The organism is Gracilibacillus oryzae, assembly GCF_009498735.1.
GTDB lineage: Bacteria > Bacillota > Bacilli > Bacillales > Amphibacillaceae > Gracilibacillus > Gracilibacillus oryzae.
The window spans coordinates 179,318-201,552 of the sequence record NZ_ML762424.1; the positions used below are offsets into that span (position 1 = coordinate 179,318).

Genomic DNA, 22,235 nt, shown 5'->3' on the forward strand with positions numbered 1-22,235 from the left:
TATTCAAACAGTCAATGTATTAATTTTATACATTCCTAATTAAAAAAAGACAGAATCCTTTACTCCCTAAAGAATTCTGTCATTACAATTTTATTTATTTTAAGCTGTTTTCTTTGCTTCTGGTATTGTTACTTGTTCCTGTTTCCGGATATGAAATACTATATTCAAACAGATAGCCGTTAGACTTCCAATTACGATACCACTGTCTGTCAATATGTTTATACTTTGCGGCAGTTTAGCAAAAATTTCCGGTACAACCGTTACGCCAAGCCCCATACCTACAGAGCAGGCAACGATTAACAAGTTTTCTTGTGAAGAAAAATCCACCTTGCTTAACATCTTGATACCATATGAAATTACCATACCGAACATTGCAATCATCGCTCCGCCTAACACTGCCTTAGGAATGACAAGTGTCAGTGCACCTATTTTAGGAACAAGGCCCAGTAAGACTAGCATCACACCAGCAGTATAGATCACATTATTTGTTCTTATGCCTGATAACTGAATGAGCCCAACATTCTGTGAAAAAGTAGTATATGGGAATGAATTAAAGATACCACCGAAAATGATTGCCAAACCTTCTGCCCGGTAACCTTTTTCTAAATCTTTATCTTCCAGTTTTTTATCACAAATATCACTTAAAGCAAAATACACACCTGTTGATTCTACAAGACTGACAATAGCGACCAGGATCATTGTTAAAATTGGAGTCAGATGAAACTCTGGTGTTCCGAAATGAAATGGTGTCGGTAAATGCAGCCAAGAGCTTTCAGCAACAGGGCTAAAATCTACAATTCCCATAAAATAAGCAACAATTGTTCCTGCTAATATACCAATTAAAATTGCAATTGATTGAATAAACCCTTTTCCAAAACGGAAGATTAACAAAATGATCAGAAGCGTGCCGAAACCCAGAGCAAGGTTAGTCAAACTTCCGAAATCTGCACTTCCTTCTCCGCCTGCTAAGTCATTCATCGCAACAGGTATTAGTGTTATCCCAATGATAGTGACTACTGAACCTGTTACAACAGGTGGAAAGAACTTTATTAACTTACTGAAAAATTTAGCGATTAATACAACAACGAGACCTGACACGAGAATGGAGCCATATATGGAAGTTATTCCATATTCATTCCCAATTGCGATAATTGGACCAACTGCAGTAAAGGTACAGCCTAATACAACAGGTAAGCCGATCCCGGAGAATCGATTCTTCCAGACTTGCAGAATACTAGCGATCCCGCACATTAGAATATCGATGGAAATAAGATATGTCAGTTGCTCATTCGTAAGCCCAATCCCTGCACCGACAATTAAAGGAACAACGACGGCACCTGCATACATTGCTAAAACATGTTGAAAACCCAGTGATGCTATACGTCCTTTTGTTAATTTCATCGTACTTGCTCCTTCTCTTTAACAAACTCTATTTTTCCATCTGCTAATGATTGAATCCGTGCAAGTGATTCTACACGATAGCCTTTCTTTTTCAGGATTTCGCCGCCATCCTGAAATGCCTTCTCAATCACGATTCCTATTCCTGCAACTGTTGCTTCCGCCTTCTCTACAATATCGGTAAGTGCTAATGCAGCTTGGCCGTTTGCCAGGAAGTCATCAATAATTAATACTTTCTCTGCTTTCTCCAAGAATTTATTCGAAACAGAAATTTCATTTGTTTCCTGTTTTGTATAGGAGTAAACTTTGGAAGTGATTAATCCATCCGTTAAAGTCAGTGATTTTTTCTTACGTGCGAAAATTACCGGAACATTGAGCATTAATCCTGCCATAACAGCTGGTGCAATACCTGAAGATTCCAATGTTACGATTTTTGTTATACCTTCTTGTTCAAATCTATTTGCAAATTCTTTGCCAATTTCCTGCATTAATTGCGGGTCAATTTGATGGTTTAGAAATCTATCAACTTTCAACACACTGTCTGAAAGAGCTATCCCTTCTTGTAAAATCTTATTCTGCAGTTTTTCCATGATTGGTCCCCCCAAAATATATTCTCTAGATGTTAATAAACAACAAAAAAGCCCAAAGATCCAATCACTCACCTTTACGAGAGAGCAATGATCCTTGGGCATATGAAAGAACTTATTTGCATTCTATTCATCCCATTGCTCACCCATAGTCAGATCATTTACGGTAATCTGGTAGAAACTTGCAGGCCATATCCCTGCTATTATACGAGTGAAATATGAAAAGTTATTTATACATTGTAACACGTTCGGGACAGTTGACAAGATTTTTTTTCACTTAAATTAAAAAAGCCAATTTTCAGAATTACATGAATAATTAATTAAATAACTTGGATAGATACATTATAACTTTCCCTCTACCCACTTTGTTTTTTCACTATACAAAGTCAGTTTGATCTAGTATACTAGTATTATATCAGATAATTATGGAGGGGATAAAATGAATAATCAAACAAAATCCAACACGCCTTTAGTCACTCATATTTATACAGCAGATCCATCTGCACATGTTTTTGATGGGAAACTATATATTTATCCATCACACGATCTTGACCATAATGAACCTTCTAACGATAATGGCGATCAATATAAAATGGAAGATTATCATGTGCTGTCATTGGAAAATGTAAGCGCTCCATGTGTCGATCATGGGCAGGTTCTGCATGTAAAAGATATTCCTTGGGCAAGTAAACAGCTTTGGGCACCAGATGCTGCTTATAAAAACGGAAAGTATTATTTGGTTTTTCCTGCTAGAGACCATGATAATATATTCCGTATCGGTGTTGCGACAAGTGATAAACCAGAAGGGCCATTTGCCCCTGAAGCCGATTATATTCCCGGCAGTTTCAGTATTGACCCTGCTGTCCTTGTTGATGAAGACAAGAAAGCATATGTATATTTTGGCGGGCTTTGGGGCGGCCAGCTGGAGAAATGGCAGACAGGCAGCTTTAACCCTGATGGTAAAGAGCCAAAACCTGAAGAACCTGCTTTAGGACCCCAAGTAGCTGAATTAAGTGATGATATGCTTTCATTCAAACAGAAGCCAAAAGAAATATCGATTGTAGATGAAAACGGTGACCCGATTCTTGCAGGAGATGAAGACCGAAGATTTTTTGAGGGAGCATGGGTGCATAAATACAATGGTCAATATTATCTGTCCTATTCAACAGGCACTACCCACAAAATCGTTTATGCTGTAAGTGACAATCCTCAAGGACCATTTACATTCAAAGGAACTATACTAAAACCTGTGATTGGCTGGACAACACATCATTCCATTGCGGAATTTGAAGGAAAGTGGTACCTGTTCTATCATGATTGCGAAATGTCAGATGGTGTGAATCATAAGCGCTCTGTTAAATTTACTGAGTTAACCTATAACGAAGATGGGACGATTCAGACAATTGATCCCTATGAAAAATAAACCAAATCTAAAATCCCCGGAGCAATAATACTTCGGGGATTTTATTATCACCAGTAAGTCTGCATATTATAATAATTTTGCCAATTCACATGATTTTCTTCAGATGCCATCGCATCCCCTTTTGTTTGATGAACAGTACCGAAAGGATGATTCGGCGGTGCATAAATAGAATATAATTTTAATGGAATATTTCCAGTGTTTACTACATTATGCCATGTTCCAGCAGGGATAATAATTGCCGTATCATCACTTACATATCTCGCAAAGTTAAGGTTGTTTTTATTCTGGCCCATATAGACAATTCCTTGCCCTTGTTCTATTCTCAAAAACTGATCCACATCAGGATGCATTTCTAATCCAATGTCTTCACCCACGGCTATCGACATTAAGGTAAGCTGCAAATGATCTCCTGTCCATACTGCCGTGCGAAATGTTCTGTTTTGTTTGGTTATATTATTAATATTGACAACAAAAGGCTGTTGGCCGTAATCCATTATCATAGAATTTTGGCGTGTCTGACTTTGTGGATTAATCCCATAATAACCTGCATTATACCAATTCGAATTTTTATAGCCATTGTTATTATGATACATCTTCCCTGTCCTTTCTAAGTTGAACTCTTTTTCAAGCTTTCTCTAAAAGCCTGGATAATATCTAGCATATGAATTTATATTGAAAAAGTACCTGCTTTCAAAGTAAAATATTTCAAACAAATCTAGTATTTTTTTGAAATCATGCTAATATTATATTGTTATATTAATCATATGGAGAAATGAGAAATGAAAAAATGAAATTAATTTCGTTTAACCCTTTTCGGACAATTGGAATACCCGGGATTCAATATATAAAGCCAGAGCTTATGTTTCAGGAAATTGATGCGATTCGTGAAGCAGATCTCATTCTTTTTCCGGAAACATGGCAGGTAACTACGCTTGTGTATGGATTAAAGAAAAAAATATTTCCAAGCATTGAAACAATCCAGATCGGAACAAATAAAATTGAAATGACTCGCGCTTTATGGTCTGTTGCAAAGCAAAATGTTCCTTATACAGAAATTTTAGCGAATACTACCAGCAACCTGATAAAGGTACTTGAGACATTTCCCTACCCCTTTGTAGCGAAGGAAGCAAAAAACTCCATGGGAAAAGGTGTATTTCTGATCGAAACAGAGGAACAATTCCTCCAATATGCGAAGAAAAATGAAATCCTTTACGTTCAGGAATACTTGCCGAATGACGGGAAAGATTTACGTGTATGTTTTGTTGGAGATGAGATTCATGCTGCTTATTGGAGAATTGGCCAAGAAGGAGAATTTCTGCATAATATCGCGCAGGGTGGCGAAGTTTGCTATAACTTTATCCCTGAAGATGCATTAACGTTAATTACTAAGGTTGCCAAAACGTTAAATATAAATCATGCCGGATTCGATATTCTTGTCAGTGAAGGAAAATATTATATATTGGAATTCAATGTGCTATTCGGGAATCAGGGACTGCTTAATCAGGATATAACAGTGGAGCAGGCGATCTATCATTATCTGTTAAAGTCTTTCTTATCCCCTTTTCCAACAGCGCCAGCACCTGGAAAGATTATTTCATAGGTTCCTTACAACAATCACAAACCAGAAGAGTGTTGGTATTTGCCAATTCCTCTTCTTTTTTTATCATTTAAAATTTTTGAAATGCCAAATTATAAGAAAAACTACCACATTTGCTAATGCTTTTCACTCGCAAGCCGCAATAAATAATGTATAATTTAGTTACTATTCAAACCAGACAAGGAGGTTTCTATTTTGTCACAACAAAAAGATTACCGGTTTAGCATTGCAAATAGAGAAGCTCTGATCGGTATAGGTTTGGTCTTATTTAATTTTATCTGGTGGTTTGGTTTTGCATATGGTCTAGGGAGTGCGGATGTCTCCGAATATCATTATATTTTCGGTTTTCCCGCATGGTTTTTTTACAGTTGTATTATCGGTGTTCTCATTATGGCAGTGCTCGTATTTTTTATTGTGAAGAAATTTTTTGTAAATGTACCTTTTGATGATGAGGAGTTAGAAAAGAGATGAATTGGCAAGCAGCAGTTTCGTTATTTGGCTCTGTCGCTATTATCTTTCTTATTGGATTGATGGCAAGCCGGAAACAAAGTGAGAGTACATCATTTATTCAAGATTACTATTTAGGCGGAAGAAGTTTAGGCGGGTTTGTCCTAGCCATGACAATGACTGCTACATATGGAAGTGCAAGCAGCTTTATTGGAGGTCCGGGAGTTGCCTATAATGAAGGCTTAGGATGGGTGTTACTGTCCGTTACCCAGGTAGCAACAGGGTATTTCACGTTAATGATCCTTGGTAAAAAGTTTGCAATCATGACCAAAAAGTATAACGCTGTTACCATGGTTGATTTTTTGAAAGAACGATATCAATCAAAAGCAGTTGTTATCCTCTCTTCGATTAGTATTGTAATTTTTTTATTTTCAGCGATGGCTGCCCAATGGATCGGTGGTGGACGACTGATTGAATCATTGACAGGCTTATCCTATAATACGGCATTATTTATATTTGTTCTAACAGTTTTAGTTTATGTTACTTTCGGCGGATTTCGTGCAGTTACCTTAACGGATGCTATTCAAGGCAGTATTATGTTTATCGGGACATTAGTATTGCTTATTGCTGTGATTATTGCAGGAGGCGGGATTCCTGCTATTATCACTGATCTGCAGAATGTTAATCCAAATTTGATTACCCCCTTTGGCGCTGATGGCACATTAACGCCAGCCTATGTTTCTTCTTATTGGATTTTGGTAGGTGTCGGGGTTGTTGCATTACCGCAGATTGCTGTCAGGGCAATGTCGTATAAGGATACAAAATCCTTTCATTTAGCCTTAATAATCGGGACAATTGTGGTTGGAGTGATTATGCTTAATATGCATATTATTGGAGCATTCGCAAGAGCGATTATTCCAGGAATTGAGATCGGGGATAAAGTAATGCCGGAAATCGCACTGAATGTTCTCCCTGCATGGGTGGCAGGTATCGTATTAGCAGCCCCTTTAGCTGCCATTATGTCAACAGTCGATTCCTTATTACTGCTTGTCAGTTCCACGATTGTAAAAGACATTTATATTAATTACATCAACCCAGAAGCTGCAAAGGAAAAAGTCAAAAAAATCAGTATGACCATTACAGCGGGGTTAGGAATCATTGTCTATCTGATCGCAGTCAATCCGCCTGATCTGATTATTTGGCTCAATTTATTTGCTATTGGCGGGTTAGAAGCTGCCTTTATCTGGCCAATTGTATTAGGATTATATTGGGAAAAAGGGAACAGAAATGGCGCCCTTGCATCAATGATTGTCGGAATTCTTTCCTATATTTTATTCCACAGTTTTTATCCAGAACCTTTTGGCATGCATACCGTTGTAACTTCAATTGTATTGGCATTGATTGCTTATATCTTTGGCAGTGTGATGGTTAAAAGCAAACCGCTGGCAGGAGTTGAAAGAGGCTGAGCATTTACTCAGCCTCTTTTCCCTTATGAAAAGGACATTGAGATAATGTGGTATTATCATCTCGCAAGAAATATTGCTTCCATTCAAAATTATCCGCAGATCCATATGTTTTTAATTCCGGATGAATAGAAATATCGTCATATTCTGTTATCCGCTTTCGCACTTGATTCTTTATTTTTTCAGCATGGGCTGTTTCATTAAAAGTCTGAAAGATCCATCTGGGAGTCAGAGCTAACATAATGGTATCAAAATGACGGCTGTTTCTTTTTTCATGAGCGGGTGTTGCACAATAAATAAAGTACCTTTCTCCTCGATAGCAAAATTCCCAGCTCGGTTCACCTGGATGTTGGGGAATCTCTTCTGGCCATTCATATTCATCTTCGACTGAAAGCCCATTTAATTGCTGCCAAAACAGTTGTTCGAATTGTTCTACAGTATATTTCTTTTTCATTTCTTCTGATATTTTGTAAAAAACAACCAATGACGTATAATCGCCAAGTTCTTTAAATTGATCTGAAAACTGATCCAGCAATCCTGAAAATTCCTTGATGGTTTCATGCTTTGTCGGATCTCCAAGAAATGCATAGCGAAACTGATGTAAAGAATGGCCGATAGTGGCAGGTATACAAGGAAAGAGATGATCTCTATCTGTCATTTTCTGATGAAATTCTGCTAACACTGATTTTTCCCAACAAGAATCTGGTTTCCGCTCGATTTCATGATCTTTATAAAGTTTATTCAAGTTGCTCACCTCATATTTTTGTACCAGTATATTCAGACAGGTGCAAAATGGGTGAATGTCTAGAAAGAAATTGGGCATATTAGTTCCCTGACTACTGCACATAGTTGGTCCTTCAGCGAAAAAGCACCACCCTCTATTTGGATGATGCTTTCTTATTATTAATTTCTATTGTGATTTTGCTATATTATCATCTTTAAAGCCTAACGCTTTGTCTGTTGTCATATGAATTTCGCGAATTAGTTCTGGATGGTCTAACAATTTCTTCCCATAGGATGGGATCATTTCTTTAATTTTTGGTTCCCATTCGTTGATCTGCTCAGGGAAACATCTTTCAAGCACTTCCAGCATAACAGAAACTGCTGTAGAGGCACCTGGTGACGCGCCAAGCAATGCAGCGATCGAACCATCTGCAGCACTTACTACTTCTGTACCAAATTGCAATGTTCCTCTGCCTGCCTCTGTATCCTTAATTACCTGAACACGCTGGCCTGCAACAAGCAAATCCCAATCTTCACTCTTGGCATCAGGTATAAATTCACGCAATTCTTCCATTCTCTGCTCTTTTGACAACATAACCTGCTGAATCAAGTATTTTGTTAATGCCATGTTTTTTGCGCCTGCAGACAGCCTTGTTAACAGGTTATTTGGTTTAACGGAGTTAATTAAGTCAAAGACAGAACCCGTTTTTAGAAACTTTGGCGAAAAGCCTGCAAACGGACCAAACAGTAAAGATTTTTCATTGTCAATAAAGCGTGTGTCAAGGTGTGGCACAGACATTGGCGGTGCACCGACTTTGGCTTTTCCGTAAACTTTGGCATGGTGCTTTCTGATAACTTCAGGATTTTTACAAACCATAAACAAACCACTTACAGGAAACCCGCCCATGCGTCTTCCTTCTGGGATTCCGGTTTTTTGCAGTAAATGCAGACTTCCGCCACCTGCACCAATAAAAACAAACTTAGCTGTGTGCGTTTCGACAGTGCCATTATCAAGGTTACGCACCTTTACTTCCCAAGCACCTTCACTATTTCGCTTTAATCCAACCACACTGTGTTTGAATTTCATTTTTGCATTATTCTGTTCCAAATGATTGAACAATTTGCGAGTCAGAGCACCGAAATTAACATCTGTTCCAGAATCTATCTTTGTTGCGGCAATTGGCTCATCATTCTTGCGGTTTTCCATCATTACAGGGATCCACTCTTTTAACTTGTCAGGATTATCGGAATATTCCATTCCTTGAAATAATGGAGTGGCAGTAAGCGCTTCAAAACGCTTTTTTAGAAACGTGACATTTTTCTCACCTTGGACAAAGCTCATATGAGGCAATGGCATAATAAAATCACGCGGATTGGAAATCAACTTCCTGTTGACAAGGTGAGACCAGAACTGTTTTGATACTTGAAACTGTTCATTTACTTTAACCGCTTTCGTAATATCGATAGAACCATCCGGTCTTTCTGTAGTATAATTCAGCTCACATAATGCAGCATGTCCTGTCCCTGCATTATTCCATTCATTCGAGCTTTCTACTCCGGAGCTATCGAGTTTTTCAAACATTGTAATATTCATGTCTGGATCTAGTTCTTTCAACATAGATCCCAATGTTGCACTCATGATACCTGCACCAATTAAAATAACGTCTGTACTTGTATGATTGCTAGTCATTTTTACCTTCCTTACACTGTTAAAATTTGCAGAAAAGATAGAAAATACATCGATTCCGTATCACAAAAACTACTTATTATTTTATCACTAAGATTATTAGATTGAAATACACAAATACTATTATATATTAGTTAGGTAAGATTTTAAAGCAGGATATAAACCTGTCACACCTTATTAACCTTTTACGCTGTATCACGATTTCTCTCAGGAACAGGACATGAAGAAAGAGGGCGCCCTGACCATTAGATTTCCTAATGGTAAAAAAGCCCCCCTTTTTTCACTCTGTTGCTCCTAATACAATTTTTTTCAAATTATCTAGGTTATTCCGCTTCATGGTTTAACATCGCTGATTGATATTGATAATTCCCCTTAACCCTTTATTTATGCGTATTTAGTGAAATTAGTTTGAATTCAAAATAATTTGTTAATAAATCTGCCTTTTTTATGCTTTTAGCAGTAATGTATCTTCAATATACTTAGTTAGATCCCATTTGAATTGTCCAATCTTCAATACTCTCAAACTTAATTGGCTTACTGTAATAAAAACCCTGCATAACAAAACAACCTAATTTCGTTAAGTGTTCAATATCCTGCTTTAATTCCACTCCTTCTGCTATAACATCTAAACCAAGAGATTCAGCCAATATTAGTATCGCCTGGATGATAGCTTGTTTACTTGGTTTGTCGATATCTTTCGTAAAAATCCTGTCCAATTTAACAGTATTGATTGGCAGTGTATCTAGCAAGCCGATAGAAGAATATCCTGTTCCAAAATCATCCATCGATATTCTGACACCAAGCTGCCGAAGCTCTGTAAGCTGTTTCACGATATCTTCTACATCATGCAGCATCATGGATTCTGTAATTTCCAGTTCCAAGTAACTTGGTTCTAATTCGAACTCATCTAAGACTCCTTCGACAAGTCTGGATAATGTATCTGTTTGAAATAGTCTTGGTGACAGGTTAACAGAAACAGGCTGATTAATCCCTTGCTGTTGCCACATCTGGCATTGCTGACAAGCTTTTTCTAATGTCCATTTTGTAAGAGGGACAATAAATCCATTTTCTTCAGTAATAGGGATAAATTCACCAGGGGAAACTAATCCTAATCTGGGATGCTCCCACCGTACTAAGGCTTCGAAGCCATATAAGCTATCTGTTTTCACATTCCATTTCGGTTGATATTCCAGAAAAAACTGCTCATCCTCAAGTGCTCGTTGTAAGTCTTTCTCTAATTCCATTCTCCTGACTTCCTTGACTCCCATTTCTTCGGTATAAATACAATACCGGTTCTTCCCATTCCTTTTAGCTGTATACATTGCTGTATCAGCAGCTCTCAATAACCGCGAGTGGTCTGATTCCATAACAGGATCAACAGCTATTCCGATACTTCCTGTCACATATAATTCATTGTTGACAATCTGGAATGGCTGCTTGATTTCCCCTAATATTTCATCAGCAATCCTCTCCATCTCCTGAATATCAGAATGGTCGATAATAAATAAGAATTCATCCCCGCCAATCCGATAGGCATGTATTTGCTGAGTTTCAAATTCCCTTAATATCCCGCCAACTTCCTTTAATAACAAATCTCCAATTTCATGACCTAATGTGTCATTAATTGCTTTAAATTGATCTAAATCCAAATATAAAACACCAATAACTTCACCTGACATCTTCCTAAAGTGGCGTGTCATTTCATTTCTGTTCGCTAAACCAGTAATATTATCCTGATATGCCAATTTCTCTAAAACATAGCGGTCAAAAAACATTGCTGCCCATGAAACGATAATGATGACAAAGATTGTAGTAACAACCCCAAACACCAGGAAGAGATCAAGGTGCTGCTGATGTGACATATGCCCTTCTGCCATATGGAATGTGGTTGCATTCATTCCAGTATAATGCATACCCGAAATGGCAATCCCCATAATGACAGCTGACAGCCATTTTAATAAACTTGTTGATGGGTGATTTCTGAATTTGGTAAATAAAAACAATGCCGCATATGATGTAAAAAGAGCAATAATAACAGATAAAGCTACCAAATTGAGATCATATACCATTTCCGCATCCATTATCATGGCTTCCATTCCGAGATAGTGCATCGCCACAATCCCACTTCCCATGACTATCCCGCCTAATGCAATTTTGAACCAGTGAATTGCTTTAGGCATAGTAATATAAAATGCAAGAAAAGAGGAAACAATACTCGCAATCATTGATAAAATCGTTATGGGTACATTGTATTCGACCAATCCATGTGAATGATGGGCCAGCATCCCAATAAAATGCATGGACCATACACCAGCCCCCATAACAATCGATCCTGCTACTAACCAGAAAATTTTGCTTCTCCCCATGCTATTAGAAATCTTAGCGGCAATGCTCAATGCCGAATATGATGCCACAATCGCAATAAGAATGGAGATTGTGACTAAAACTATATTATAGTTGTTATTCATATAGACTTTCATCTCCTCCAGATAATATCTGAATGATGCAATCTTCTCAGATGATTTGTGCTGTAATGCATCAAGATATTTCATGATGATTATATCAATATTCGCACGATAAAGGTAATATTTTTTCGAATATTGTCGTTTTAATAATACAATATACCTAGTCCGATTTATATATTAACCGTTATTCCTTAACAAATTCTTAACAAATGGAAGAACTAATGCTAATAATGCAGAAAATAAAAAAAACGCATTGAATCAATACGTTTTTAATAAACAGGTTTTGCATAAATAATATATCGTTCTGCTGCATTTCCTATGTAGGAAAAAGGATAACAAGTTGTGATCACTAACTCTTCTCTCGGGGCAGTTGATTTAATAACAGTGGTGTCATCTGCATCCACAATCTTCGAGCTTACCATTTCATATTCAAAATCACCATATGACAATTTAACAATAAAAGTATCTCCATTCTTAAGCTCCCCCAGATTGCGAAATACTGTATCCCGATGTCCTGATAAGACAACCTGGTCACTTTGCTCAGGATAAGCGGAACTTTTATAATGGCCAACACCTTTCTCTAACTCATCAGGATCTGTACCTTCGATAATGGGTAATTCTGCATTTAATTCTGGGATTTCCAGAACCCCTACTACATCTCCGGTTTCTGGTTGAAAGCTGTTCTTCTCTTGCTTAACAGGCTCTACAGATTCATCGCTTTTGGCTGATTGGCTTGTTTGATTTGCTTGGTTAGCTTCCTTAGCTTCGGTTAATATGTTCTGTGCTTCATTCATTGCCTGGTCCTCTGCTGCTTGAATTGTAAAATATCTATACCCGCCGACACATAATAAAATGATACCTGCAAAAACAAATAATATTGATAGTTTTTTCATGCTAACACCTCGCCAATCATGTTTTTATAAAGTGAGACTTTGCTCAATGGAAGTTTTTCCCCCCATGGATCGTTAGCGAAACTTATCCTTCAGTTACTCATACCCTTTATTAAAATATTCTAACTTCATGTATACGTTTACTATAATTGCTAGGCAAATTCAATTCAAGTGATTTGGCTCTTTATCGAGTTTTGTATAGATTCGTAGAGTTAAGCGAAACTTGAAGTGGAAAATTAGAGACATTTATCACCGTGATAGATTCACTACATAATTTCTTTGTTTTTCTGGTACAATAATTTTATAATCTTCGAATTTAAGAATAAGAGGTACTTATGGAACTTATATATTGGTTAATGAAAAGAATATGTCAAAAAATAATGGATAAAACCTATCCCTCTCAATCTATATTAGCTGAACGTTACAAAATCGAAAAAGTATTAGGGGATGGCAGTTATGGTATTGCTTATTTATGTATAGAGTTGGAGTCCGGTTCTAAATGTGTTGTGAAGCAAATGCGAAAAAGTAAGAAAAAAGAAAATGAAAAGATGTATAAACAGGAAACTGCTGCCCTTCAATTATTTGACCACCCGAGTATCCCTTATTTAATCGAAACATTTACATATGAAGGAAATCACTTTTTTTCAATGGAATTTATAGAAGGAGATAACTTAGAAGATTTATTATTCAGTAAGAAGAAAGTATTTAACGAAGCAGAGGCCTTATTATTTTTCAGACAATTACTTGAAATAGTGGCCTATACACACAAGCAAGGTATTGCACATTGTGATATCAGAATTCCGAATGTTATGCTGAGTGACAATCAAATTTATTTAATTGATTTTGGTCTATCTCAATGTCTTGATAACATCCATAAAAAAGAGATCGTCCAAGATGATTTTTTTGACTTAGGTGACTTTCTTTTGTTCATTTTATATTCCACTTATGATGCTAAGTCTAAAAAGAATCGACCTTGGACGGAAGAGTTACACTTGCATAATCAGACAACAGGTATCCTCAAAAAACTACTGCAGATTGAACAACCCTACAGCAATGTGCATGAAATTATAACAGATGTCCATCACGCGATTAATGTCATTTCTTATTAACTGCCACTGCTGCTTCCAAAGAATCCGCGTCGCTTATATCGATGAGAGCCTGAGTATGGATGGTGGCGTCGCCGTCCACTACTGCTGCTTCCATAATAGCGGTGTTTTTTTCTTTTACTTGAGCTGTAATGGTGATAGCGGTGTCTCCTGCTGCTGCTGCCACGCTTTTTCATTTCATGTGATATGGTTTTGATAATTTTTTTAAACATAGAACTACCTCCCTGCTATTCATACGATTACTTTTCTTTTTATGTTTCACTTTTTTTATTACACTGCCTTCTTCCAGAAATATAAACAAAATTGCTTCATGCATAAGTCAGTGCAACTGTCCTTCGTACTTATTCCCATTCTTTTAATTGTGCCAGCATGTTTTTTATTTTCTTTGCTAATTTATTATCTGCCTTGCGTTGTTTTTTCCATTCATTGTAGCTCGCTATTATTATTAGTGTAAGCCCTGCTATTAACAGGTATCCCCACCATGGCATGTTACCCCAGTAAGGTTTCGTCTGGTATATTACATTAAATAATAATGTACCAAGGCCAATAAATAAATAGGATCTGATCTGAAATTTCATTCCTGCAAGTAATGACACAATCGAAAGGGTGCCTACAATTAGTGCATCCCAGACAGTATTGCTTTGAATTGCATCGGCAATTAAGTAGACAGTGATAAAGACAAGTATCACTGTTTGGACATTTGCCATTATCCTCTGATATTCTCTCCAAGTTCTTCTTGATAATAGGATCGACAAAATAATGATTGGCATGACAATGAATTCAGCTTCGAAAAGTTCAGGAATATGCGACTTATATTCAAATAAAACATGATAATATGCTGGTAAAAGACTGATCGCTCCTAAGGTGACGAAAACTTTCTTCAAGAAGCTGTGATCTATTCGTTTTATATGAAGAAACAGCCAGACAGCAAGTAATAGATATGGAATGATTTGAATCCATACACTTGGAAATCCTGTTGAGTATTTTAACAAATAAGCAGCATAAACGAAAGCAACAGCTGAATACCAATCAACCAGCCAATGGTCAGAGACCTTCTGATAAAACTGGCGATATAACAACTTCCCTGCAATAAGCAAAATGAAAAAACATACAATACTAATAAAAAATAAGTTTATATCAGTATAAACAACTTCTTGCTGTTCCCATAACAGAATCGTCAATAATAATGGAAATAACACAACAGTCAGCCATTTGCGCACATGCAGGAAATAGAGATTTAAAATGAGAAAACAAATTACAATAACTAATTCCAACAATGTATTGATTGGCTCAATGGCAATTACGGTAACTAAACTAGTTAAGGAAAATGGAATCATATACCATTCCATTCTCTTCTTCCAGACTAAAAGTGGTACGAACTTCCATATGATTGCAAAAAATACACTCGATATGATTAAGCGATAGCCAAAACCGATATCAAGAAGATCATCATAATAAATGGCATATCCACTTAGCAGTATGGGAATCATCGTCATGGCAGCATATAGCAGTATTTTCACTTGCCATTCCAGCTTTTTCCCGAATGTACTGTATAAATACACAGCCAATGGAATCAGTATAATAATTGGATTTAATAATTGTACCATCAGCTGATCAAGCAGAATCAGCAATATCAAAAATGATTGTACGATGATAGAAAGCCAAAAGAAATGAGGTTTGATACTTTCTGCATATTTTCCTGCAAATCTCTCAATCACTAAAAGTAAAACTGGTGCTGTCTGCATAAACCAGGCAATGGATACAAACCCATCAAGTGATAAAGTACTGATTAGTGACATATAAAAAGCTAGCGTCATTACGGAGACAATCGACCATAAATAGGTAATCCCGGTATGTCTTACTAACCATACCGCTGCACCGATGCCAACAAATAAAATTGCCGGCCTTACAAATACCGTATCAATCGAATAAATGTCCATCAATGAGAACAAAGCTAGCAAGTAACTGATTTGGCCAATATAAAATGATGCATTTTCTAACATTTTTCTAGCGGTTTTTTTCCAAACAAGACTTATTGCTAACATAATTATTCCAGCTACAGCCAGATGAAAAGGAGCATCGAAGTATATCTGATATAAGAAAGATTGCTCTATTATTGCAGGATATAACATATACAGCGCGAACCACCAGCTTACTGCATTAGTCCATGCAGCCGTCTTTTTAAATTGTTCCCCTTGTGAAAAGAACTCCAGTAAAGCTAAGCAGCCAAATAATACAAACATGAAGCAAACCTGGATGTAAGACTCTGCCAACAATCCAATGAAAATGGAAAAAATCATAGCAATAATAGAAATATAATAGGTACTTCTATTGATTGGATTTAAATACTTTACGTTTGTTCGCAGCCCAATTCCTGTAAACAACAGACTTGCATATAGAAACATAAACAACGGAAAACTCAGATTGACAGGTTCGAAAACTAACTCCCATATTTGAAAACCTGACACAATGAGAAAAACAGATGCCAGCCAGGGAAAGATCCTGTTTTTTGTAATATTGGCAAGATAAATATACGTCAATACAATTGTAAAATATGCAAGCAATAAAACCCATGAGTCTTCCTGAGCTCTTAGTATAATCCCCTGGAAGCTGATATAAATAAAAGCCGCCACGGACATAAAGGCACTCGTATAATGAAATACTCTTACTAAGTAATCATCTCTTTTTATGAGATAAGCAAAACCAAGATATCCTGCCCCAATCAGACTATACACAAATAAATCAATCGAATGCAGCCAAGAATTTTCAGTCAGCTGATAGATACCATATGCAAATAATACCGTAAACATAAAATGGTATCCTTTTTTTGTGTTATAGATAAAGATCATTGATATATAAAGAAATGCTGTTAACAGAATATTAAAGCTGTAGAATAACTTCTGATCAAACACAAATAGCATTAATATTGTTGAGATAACTAGATTCAATTGAGCATAACCCGGAAGTTCCTTGATAAAGATTCTAATCTTCTGATAATTTTGTAAGCGATGATACCCAAGTAATAGAAGACCGTTATATAACATAATGAGAAAATAGTACACATCAACTGGAACCTTTGTTGCTGCAATACTAAATCCAATAAAAAAGGTTAAAAATAGGTAGAATATCCATACAAATAATTTTGATTGATTTTTTACTGCATTTCTCGCATATAACGGAAGTGGCAGTATTGTACAAATCATGCCAAGCACAAATCTTCCTTCACCTGTCAGTGTTAAATAATCTCCTAGAAGGCCAAAATATCCTATTGCTATGACCGCAATTGGTAATAACAAACTCCCTAACGTCAGAAAGGCAAAAGCTGTTTTATTAATTTTTAGAATGGAGCTGGAAACCGCACTTAGAATTAAGAAGAAAACAGAAACACCTAGCAATGTTATCACTTTGAGTAAGGCACCCATTTGCTCCCATGTACTTGTTGCAACAACTAAACCGCTGATTAATAAGAAGGTCACCCCTAATACTAGCAGCCAGGTAATGTTTCTTTCTCTAATCTGCTCTGCTGTTTTTACTTTTGGCTGACTGGCAGCAACAGGAGCTGGACTTTGTTCTTTTATCTTCTTAACCTTTGTTTTGGTTTCCTTCGGTTTTTTCTCTTTAGGAATAGATACAGTATGAAGCTCACCTGTATGAATGGTTTGCCTTTTTTCCTCATCATGCTTTATGTATTGATTATACGAATCGAGAAATCTCTCATACTCTTTCTGATCGATAAACCCTGCTTTTAATAAGTCCTGCATTTCTTCTTTCACAATTTTTTGCCGTTTATATCTGGATAGATCTGTCACACACTCACCTCTCTTCCTCATTTATCCACTTATGTACCACTTCTATACTAACATAATATTCCATTCATTATTATCGAAATCACATTTTTTCTGTATCAATGTTTTACCATTATTCCAAATAATTTCCACTAAAAAAAGAGACCATGTATGCTGTTCACACATGGTCTCTGCTATTTACTTTATATCTAAAACAATAACATTTACTGAATTAGCGGATAATGCTACAACAGAACGATCTTCATCTAATTTTATTACTGTTTCTGTTGGAACAACTTGCTCTGCATTCTTTTTATTAACATTTGGTGTATCGACGATGGATTCATCTCCAGTTACGATAATCATTTTCCCTTGAGGAGCAACATTTAAGTCTTTGAATGAGATTTCAGTAGTTTTCTCAAATGGGTCTGCATTTACCAGTTTCACATAAACATGCTTATCATCTTTTGTTACGGAATGGAAGATTTCTCGATTGTATGCTTCTAATTTGTAATCTAACACTTTGCTTGTAAAATTGCCATCAGTATAAGAGCAAATCAATCGATCACCAGCAACTCCGCCATAATTAACCGAAATCGTATATGGCTGATCAAGGACTAGTTCCTCGTAGCAGCTTGCTCGCAAGTTACCTGCAGCAGTACTTGATGAATAGTCACCTAGCATATAGCCTTCTATACCTTGTTTGTGCACCTTTACTCCTGTTGCATTACCATTGTACCCAATCGCGTACTCTAGCACATCTTTTTTCTCAGGTGAAATATCTGTTAATCCTACCCCAACATAAAATCCGTCATTTCCAGATACTTTCGTTGCTTCAACTTCCACTTTATAATTTGTCCACTCATTATTCATGAGATAAAGGCCATTTAAGCCTCCATTTTGAGCTTTTAACACCAAGCCTTTTTCTGGATCAGTCTCATAGCCCTTTGAGCCTGGAATCACTTGCCACTTAGTATCCAATTCTTCTGTAAAGTCTTGTTCAAATAACACATTCCCACTCGTATTATCCATTACTTTTACATGCTTTACATGAATCTCTGCATCTGCTGTAGCAATTTCAATCCCGCCGTGTGGTGCAAGTTCTGTTAAGTTTCCATTTTGATATGCTGAGAATGATGTATTTAACACTTTTGTGCCAAGATATTTTGCAAAAAGCTGTTGCACATAATAATTTGGTGTAAACCAGACATCTTCATCATCAAACCAGATTAAGTCAGGTGTCCAGCGATACGTTCCATCTGTCAGCACTTTATTAAATAATGGTGCATAGGCAACTAACCTTACGACATCCGCATTATTTTCATAGCCTGTCATAATTGCAGCTTCTGCAACAGCACCTGCTAAAGTATTTTTGTCTGTTGAAGCAAATTCTCCAACAAATACTTTGGATGATTCTCTTTCATCCAAACTGCCATCAGCGTGATATGCCCTGTAATAATAATTGTATCTGTCGACATTGTTTAGCAAATATTCATTTGAGCGGTAATAGTGCTCATCTGCGATTGTATCCATATAATTCGGCTGTTTTTCATACCATGAGACTGTTTCGTCCATTGTTTTCTTGCCATCAGTAAATTGAACAGTTGCTGACCCTGTCATATTACCGCTCAGGAATTTCCAGCCTTCCTGGTACGCATCATCATCAGCCTGAGCTCCAACCGTTGAAATAATGTGAAGTTCATATCCTGGATAATGTACATCCATATAGTGATCAATTTCAGCTTTGAAATATTCGAAGTTTGCAAAAAATTCATTGCCCCAGTTTTCATTACCAATACCTAAATAGTGTAAATCGAATGGTGCTTCATGTCCCATTTCTTTTCTTAACTTTGCCCACTCATTACTCTCAAAATCTGTACTAATCGCAAAATCGATTAAATCAGTAAAGCTCTTCACATAATAATCTCTTAACTCACCACCAGCTGGATTAACATAATTGGATCGAGCCTGACATAATACCCCACAAGCCATAACAGGAAGAGGTGTAGCATTTAAGTCCTCTGCTAACTGGAAATATTCCATATAGCCAAGCCCCATTGTCATCATATAACCCCAAACATTAAAGTTTTCTTTCCGTAATTCAACAGCACCTACAGAGTCTTTCCATTCGTATACATTTTCCCAAATAAACGATCCTTCAGAAATACATCCACCAGGAAAACGAAGGAATTTTGGATGCAGATCACCCAATGCATTGACTAGATCTTTGCGCAAGCGATAGTTTGGATTTCCTTTATAATTTGCATGAGCTGAAGCTGAACGTTCTTCCTCTTCTGCTCCCCATACATCTCTCGGCATTAAAGAAACCATATCAATAGAGATCTCTCCATTAAACGTTAAGACAAGCTGACCAAGTGATGTAACAGAAGCTGTTAATACACACTCTCGATCCACTCCATACTTTTTCCAAGTGCTCCCGCCATCTATTTCCACCATTATGTCGTCACTTAACGGCTTGCCATTCTCATCTTGCAGCTGGATAGATATGCTTGATGCATCTTCTGCTTTAGCCCATATTGTAAAATCATACAGATCACCATCTTTTACAGACATTGCACAATGATGGTTGGAATCAGTAAAGCCTTTATTGATGATACGGGCACCATCTGGAACTGTAAGGTAATGCGAATTGACATCTTTATCATTCACACCGAAAAATTCGTCTAATCCTCCTGTATTGTTTACGGTTACTTGATCAACATCACCAAACCATGCGTGTAATGGTACATGGTTTCTGCCTGTCGAACACCCGCAAACACCTGATTCATGTGAATAGGTATCAAACTCAAAAGATTCAAATGAACGATTCTGAACAAGCTCCGCATAAATTCCTCCATCGGCTGCATTGTTAATATCTTCATAGAACAGGCCATACATGATGTCACTTACATCCAATACTTCCTTACTTCCATGAATCGTTACATGATGAGAAGGAACACCGTTTGGAAGAACCGTTACCGTAAATTGTTTCTCTGTTGTCTGCTCTTCTTTTTTTAGATAAGCAGTGAGTGTTACACCTTTAGGAGCCTCTACTTTTCCAACTTTGCCATCGTCCGATAAAGAAGCTGGATCACTTGATTTCCAGGTTACATTTACCTTGCCACCCATTAGAGAAGAAGGTAAAGGTACATCCTTTGATACTACTGTTATTGGAAAGGAAAGATATTTATCCTTCGCGAGTTGGACAATTTGTTCGTCTGTTAGTGATTCACACATTACTTCAATGACATCATCTTCCGATAAAGCGGATTCATAAATGCGAAAATCCGCCAAAGAACCATGAAAATCAGGATCTGCCACATGTTGAGATCTTCCTATATAATTATTGCTGTAATTCTCTTCATTTGAGAATGTTTCAAACCAGTTCCGCAGTTTCTTATACGTACCACTTGAAGTCTGACTGATAGAACCGTCTGCCACTACTTCTCCATTTGCATAAATAACAGGGCCAGCGCTGCTTAATGTACCGCCTTCTGTACCGCTTACAGACATTGCAATATGGATCCATTCTCCAGACCCAAAAGTTTTCCCGGCATCTGCTATTAATTCTGACTCCGAGAAACAGACACCACGTAAATTTCGTGTTAAGAATATATATGGTCCTTCTGGTCCTTTACCTAAATCAAAAAAGCGCTCCCACACATTTTCACCTTTTCTTAAATAAACCCAGCTGCTGACAGTAATTCCCGTATGATCCGTAACATTATTCAATAAACCTGAAGGAAGTCTGATATAAGAATTACCATTCTTTCCACCTGCAAATGTTACAGCTTTTCTGCCGGCTATTGTTTCTATTACCGGTTTGTCGTTCCCTTCCGCAATTGCTTCGTTACCGTTATCCGAATAATCTTTTCCAACATTGTCAGCATCATCAAAATAATAATGTGCAATAATTTTGTCTTTAAAAGTATTACTTGCTTCTTTACTCATAGTTCCCCCTCATTTCTATCCATTATATAAGTACAACTTACAAATAAAATTAAAAATGATAAAACATGTACTTACAACTATTATAATAGTAAATGAAATATTTACAAATGATTTCTTTATATTTTTTGTTAATATTTAAGCGTTTCATCTATATATCTGCATAACAACAAGGTTTTTGTCTCATACGAACAAGTTGCCATTAACGAGGTCTGCGATTGACTGAGTTTGATAGGGTAAAATGTGATATGATAGAGGAAAACGGATTCAAGGAGGGTAATTATGCTGACAATAGAAAATTATATTGATCAAATAGATGAAAAGTGGCAGTCATCATTTATTGAGTTAAAAAAGGTAATAGACGAGAAGATACCGGAGGGTTTTGAACAGGAAATGCAATATGGAATGCCTTCCTATGTTGTACCATTATCGACTTATCCAGATGGTTATCACTGCAAAAAGGACACCCCTTTACCGTTTCTTAGTATAGCAGCACAAAAAAATCATCTGGCTGTTTACCATATGGGCTTATATGCGGACAGCAACTTGCTGCAATGGTTTCAAACAGAGTATCCAAATCACATGAGTACAAAATTAAATATGGGAAAAAGTTGTATTCGTTTTACTAACCCTAAAAAAATACCGTATCAATTGATAGGAGAGCTTGTCTCGAAACAAACCGTTGAAGAATGGATAAAAGTATATGAAGGTTGAGG

General features: G+C 36.8%; 16 protein-coding genes and 1 riboswitch. Of the genes, 6 read left to right on the forward strand and 10 right to left on the reverse strand.

What is annotated here, in order from left to right; genetic code table 11:
- Window positions 1–99: 99 nt before the first annotated feature.
- Complete coding sequence (locus F9U64_RS00815) at window positions 100–1,401, reverse strand: nucleobase:cation symporter-2 family protein (RefSeq protein WP_153400877.1); 1,302 nt, start codon at window positions 1,399–1,401, stop codon at window positions 100–102.
- Window positions 1,398–1,988 (reverse strand): xanthine phosphoribosyltransferase, encoded by a 591-nt coding sequence (locus tag F9U64_RS00820; protein ID WP_153400878.1) that lies wholly within the window; start codon window positions 1,986–1,988, stop codon window positions 1,398–1,400. Before F9U64_RS00820 ends, F9U64_RS00815 begins: the two co-directional genes overlap by 4 nt.
- A 126-nt stretch (window positions 1,989–2,114) precedes the next feature.
- A riboswitch (purine riboswitch) is annotated at window positions 2,115–2,216 on the reverse strand.
- 208 nt (window positions 2,217–2,424) lie between these two features.
- On the opposite strand from F9U64_RS00820, the gene F9U64_RS00825 reads away from it, so the two are divergent.
- Entirely contained in the window at window positions 2,425–3,408 is a 984-nt protein-coding gene (locus tag F9U64_RS00825) for a glycoside hydrolase family 43 protein (protein WP_153400879.1), read from the forward strand.
- 47 nt (window positions 3,409–3,455) lie between these two features.
- Here the strand turns inward: F9U64_RS00825 and F9U64_RS00830 are convergent, their stop codons facing one another.
- On the reverse strand, window positions 3,456–4,001 hold the full coding sequence (locus F9U64_RS00830; RefSeq protein WP_153400880.1) for a cupin domain-containing protein: 546 nt from the start codon (window positions 3,999–4,001) through the stop codon (window positions 3,456–3,458).
- A 179-nt stretch (window positions 4,002–4,180) separates the two neighbouring features.
- Between F9U64_RS00830 and F9U64_RS00835 the strand changes: the two genes are divergently transcribed.
- The 3 genes from F9U64_RS00835 (at window position 4,181) to panF (ending at window position 6,918) form a co-directional block, all read left to right on the forward strand.
- Entirely contained in the window at window positions 4,181–5,008 is an 828-nt protein-coding gene (locus F9U64_RS00835) for an ATP-grasp domain-containing protein (RefSeq protein WP_323125808.1), read from the forward strand.
- Window positions 5,009–5,200: 192 nt separating this feature from the next.
- A complete protein-coding gene (locus F9U64_RS00840; RefSeq protein WP_194287240.1) occupies window positions 5,201–5,476 on the forward strand; it encodes a YhdT family protein in 276 nt (91 codons plus the stop codon).
- A complete protein-coding gene (gene panF, locus F9U64_RS00845) occupies window positions 5,473–6,918 on the forward strand; it encodes a sodium/pantothenate symporter (RefSeq protein WP_153400883.1) in 1,446 nt (481 codons plus the stop codon). The genes F9U64_RS00840 and panF overlap by 4 nt, the downstream gene beginning before the upstream one ends.
- 4 nt (window positions 6,919–6,922) lie before the next feature.
- On the opposite strand, the gene F9U64_RS00850 is transcribed toward panF, so the two are convergent.
- The 4 genes from F9U64_RS00850 to F9U64_RS00865 all read right to left on the reverse strand — a co-directional run bounded on the left by F9U64_RS00850 (window position 6,923) and on the right by F9U64_RS00865 (window position 12,683).
- Window positions 6,923–7,669: a YqcI/YcgG family protein gene (locus F9U64_RS00850; RefSeq protein ID WP_407647264.1), complete on the reverse strand. Its 747-nt coding sequence runs from the start codon at window positions 7,667–7,669 to the stop codon at window positions 6,923–6,925.
- A 156-nt stretch (window positions 7,670–7,825) separates the two neighbouring features.
- A complete protein-coding gene (locus F9U64_RS00855) occupies window positions 7,826–9,367 on the reverse strand; it encodes a malate:quinone oxidoreductase (RefSeq protein ID WP_228275567.1) in 1,542 nt (513 codons plus the stop codon).
- Window positions 9,368–9,804: 437 nt separating this feature from the next.
- Complete coding sequence (locus F9U64_RS00860; RefSeq protein ID WP_323125809.1) at window positions 9,805–11,877, reverse strand: EAL domain-containing protein; 2,073 nt, start codon at window positions 11,875–11,877, stop codon at window positions 9,805–9,807.
- 182 nt (window positions 11,878–12,059) lie between these two features.
- Window positions 12,060–12,683, reverse strand: a complete 624-nt coding sequence (locus tag F9U64_RS00865; protein ID WP_153400887.1) for a class D sortase — start codon at window positions 12,681–12,683, stop codon at window positions 12,060–12,062.
- Between the two features lie 332 nt (window positions 12,684–13,015).
- On the opposite strand from F9U64_RS00865, the gene F9U64_RS00870 reads away from it, so the two are divergent.
- Entirely contained in the window at window positions 13,016–13,789 is a 774-nt protein-coding gene (locus F9U64_RS00870) for a protein kinase domain-containing protein (RefSeq protein WP_153400888.1), read from the forward strand.
- On the opposite strand, the gene F9U64_RS00875 is transcribed toward F9U64_RS00870, so the two are convergent.
- From F9U64_RS00875 to F9U64_RS00885, 3 genes are all read right to left on the reverse strand, one after another.
- The gene (locus F9U64_RS00875) at window positions 13,776–13,952 is read right to left on the reverse strand and encodes a hypothetical protein (RefSeq protein WP_153400889.1); all 177 of its coding nucleotides are present in this window, start codon (window positions 13,950–13,952) and stop codon (window positions 13,776–13,778) included. The genes F9U64_RS00870 and F9U64_RS00875 overlap by 14 nt on opposite strands.
- A 175-nt stretch (window positions 13,953–14,127) precedes the next feature.
- Entirely contained in the window at window positions 14,128–17,595 is a 3,468-nt protein-coding gene (locus tag F9U64_RS00880; RefSeq protein WP_153400890.1) for a hypothetical protein, read from the reverse strand.
- 174 nt (window positions 17,596–17,769) lie between these two features.
- Window positions 17,770–21,522: an alpha-L-arabinofuranosidase C-terminal domain-containing protein gene (locus tag F9U64_RS00885; protein WP_153400891.1), complete on the reverse strand. Its 3,753-nt coding sequence runs from the start codon at window positions 21,520–21,522 to the stop codon at window positions 17,770–17,772.
- Window positions 21,523–21,801: 279 nt separating this feature from the next.
- Between F9U64_RS00885 and F9U64_RS00890 the strand changes: the two genes are divergently transcribed.
- Window positions 21,802–22,233, forward strand: coding sequence for a DUF1801 domain-containing protein (locus F9U64_RS00890; protein ID WP_153400892.1), 432 nt, complete (start codon window positions 21,802–21,804; stop codon window positions 22,231–22,233).
- Window positions 22,234–22,235 lie beyond the last annotated feature (2 nt).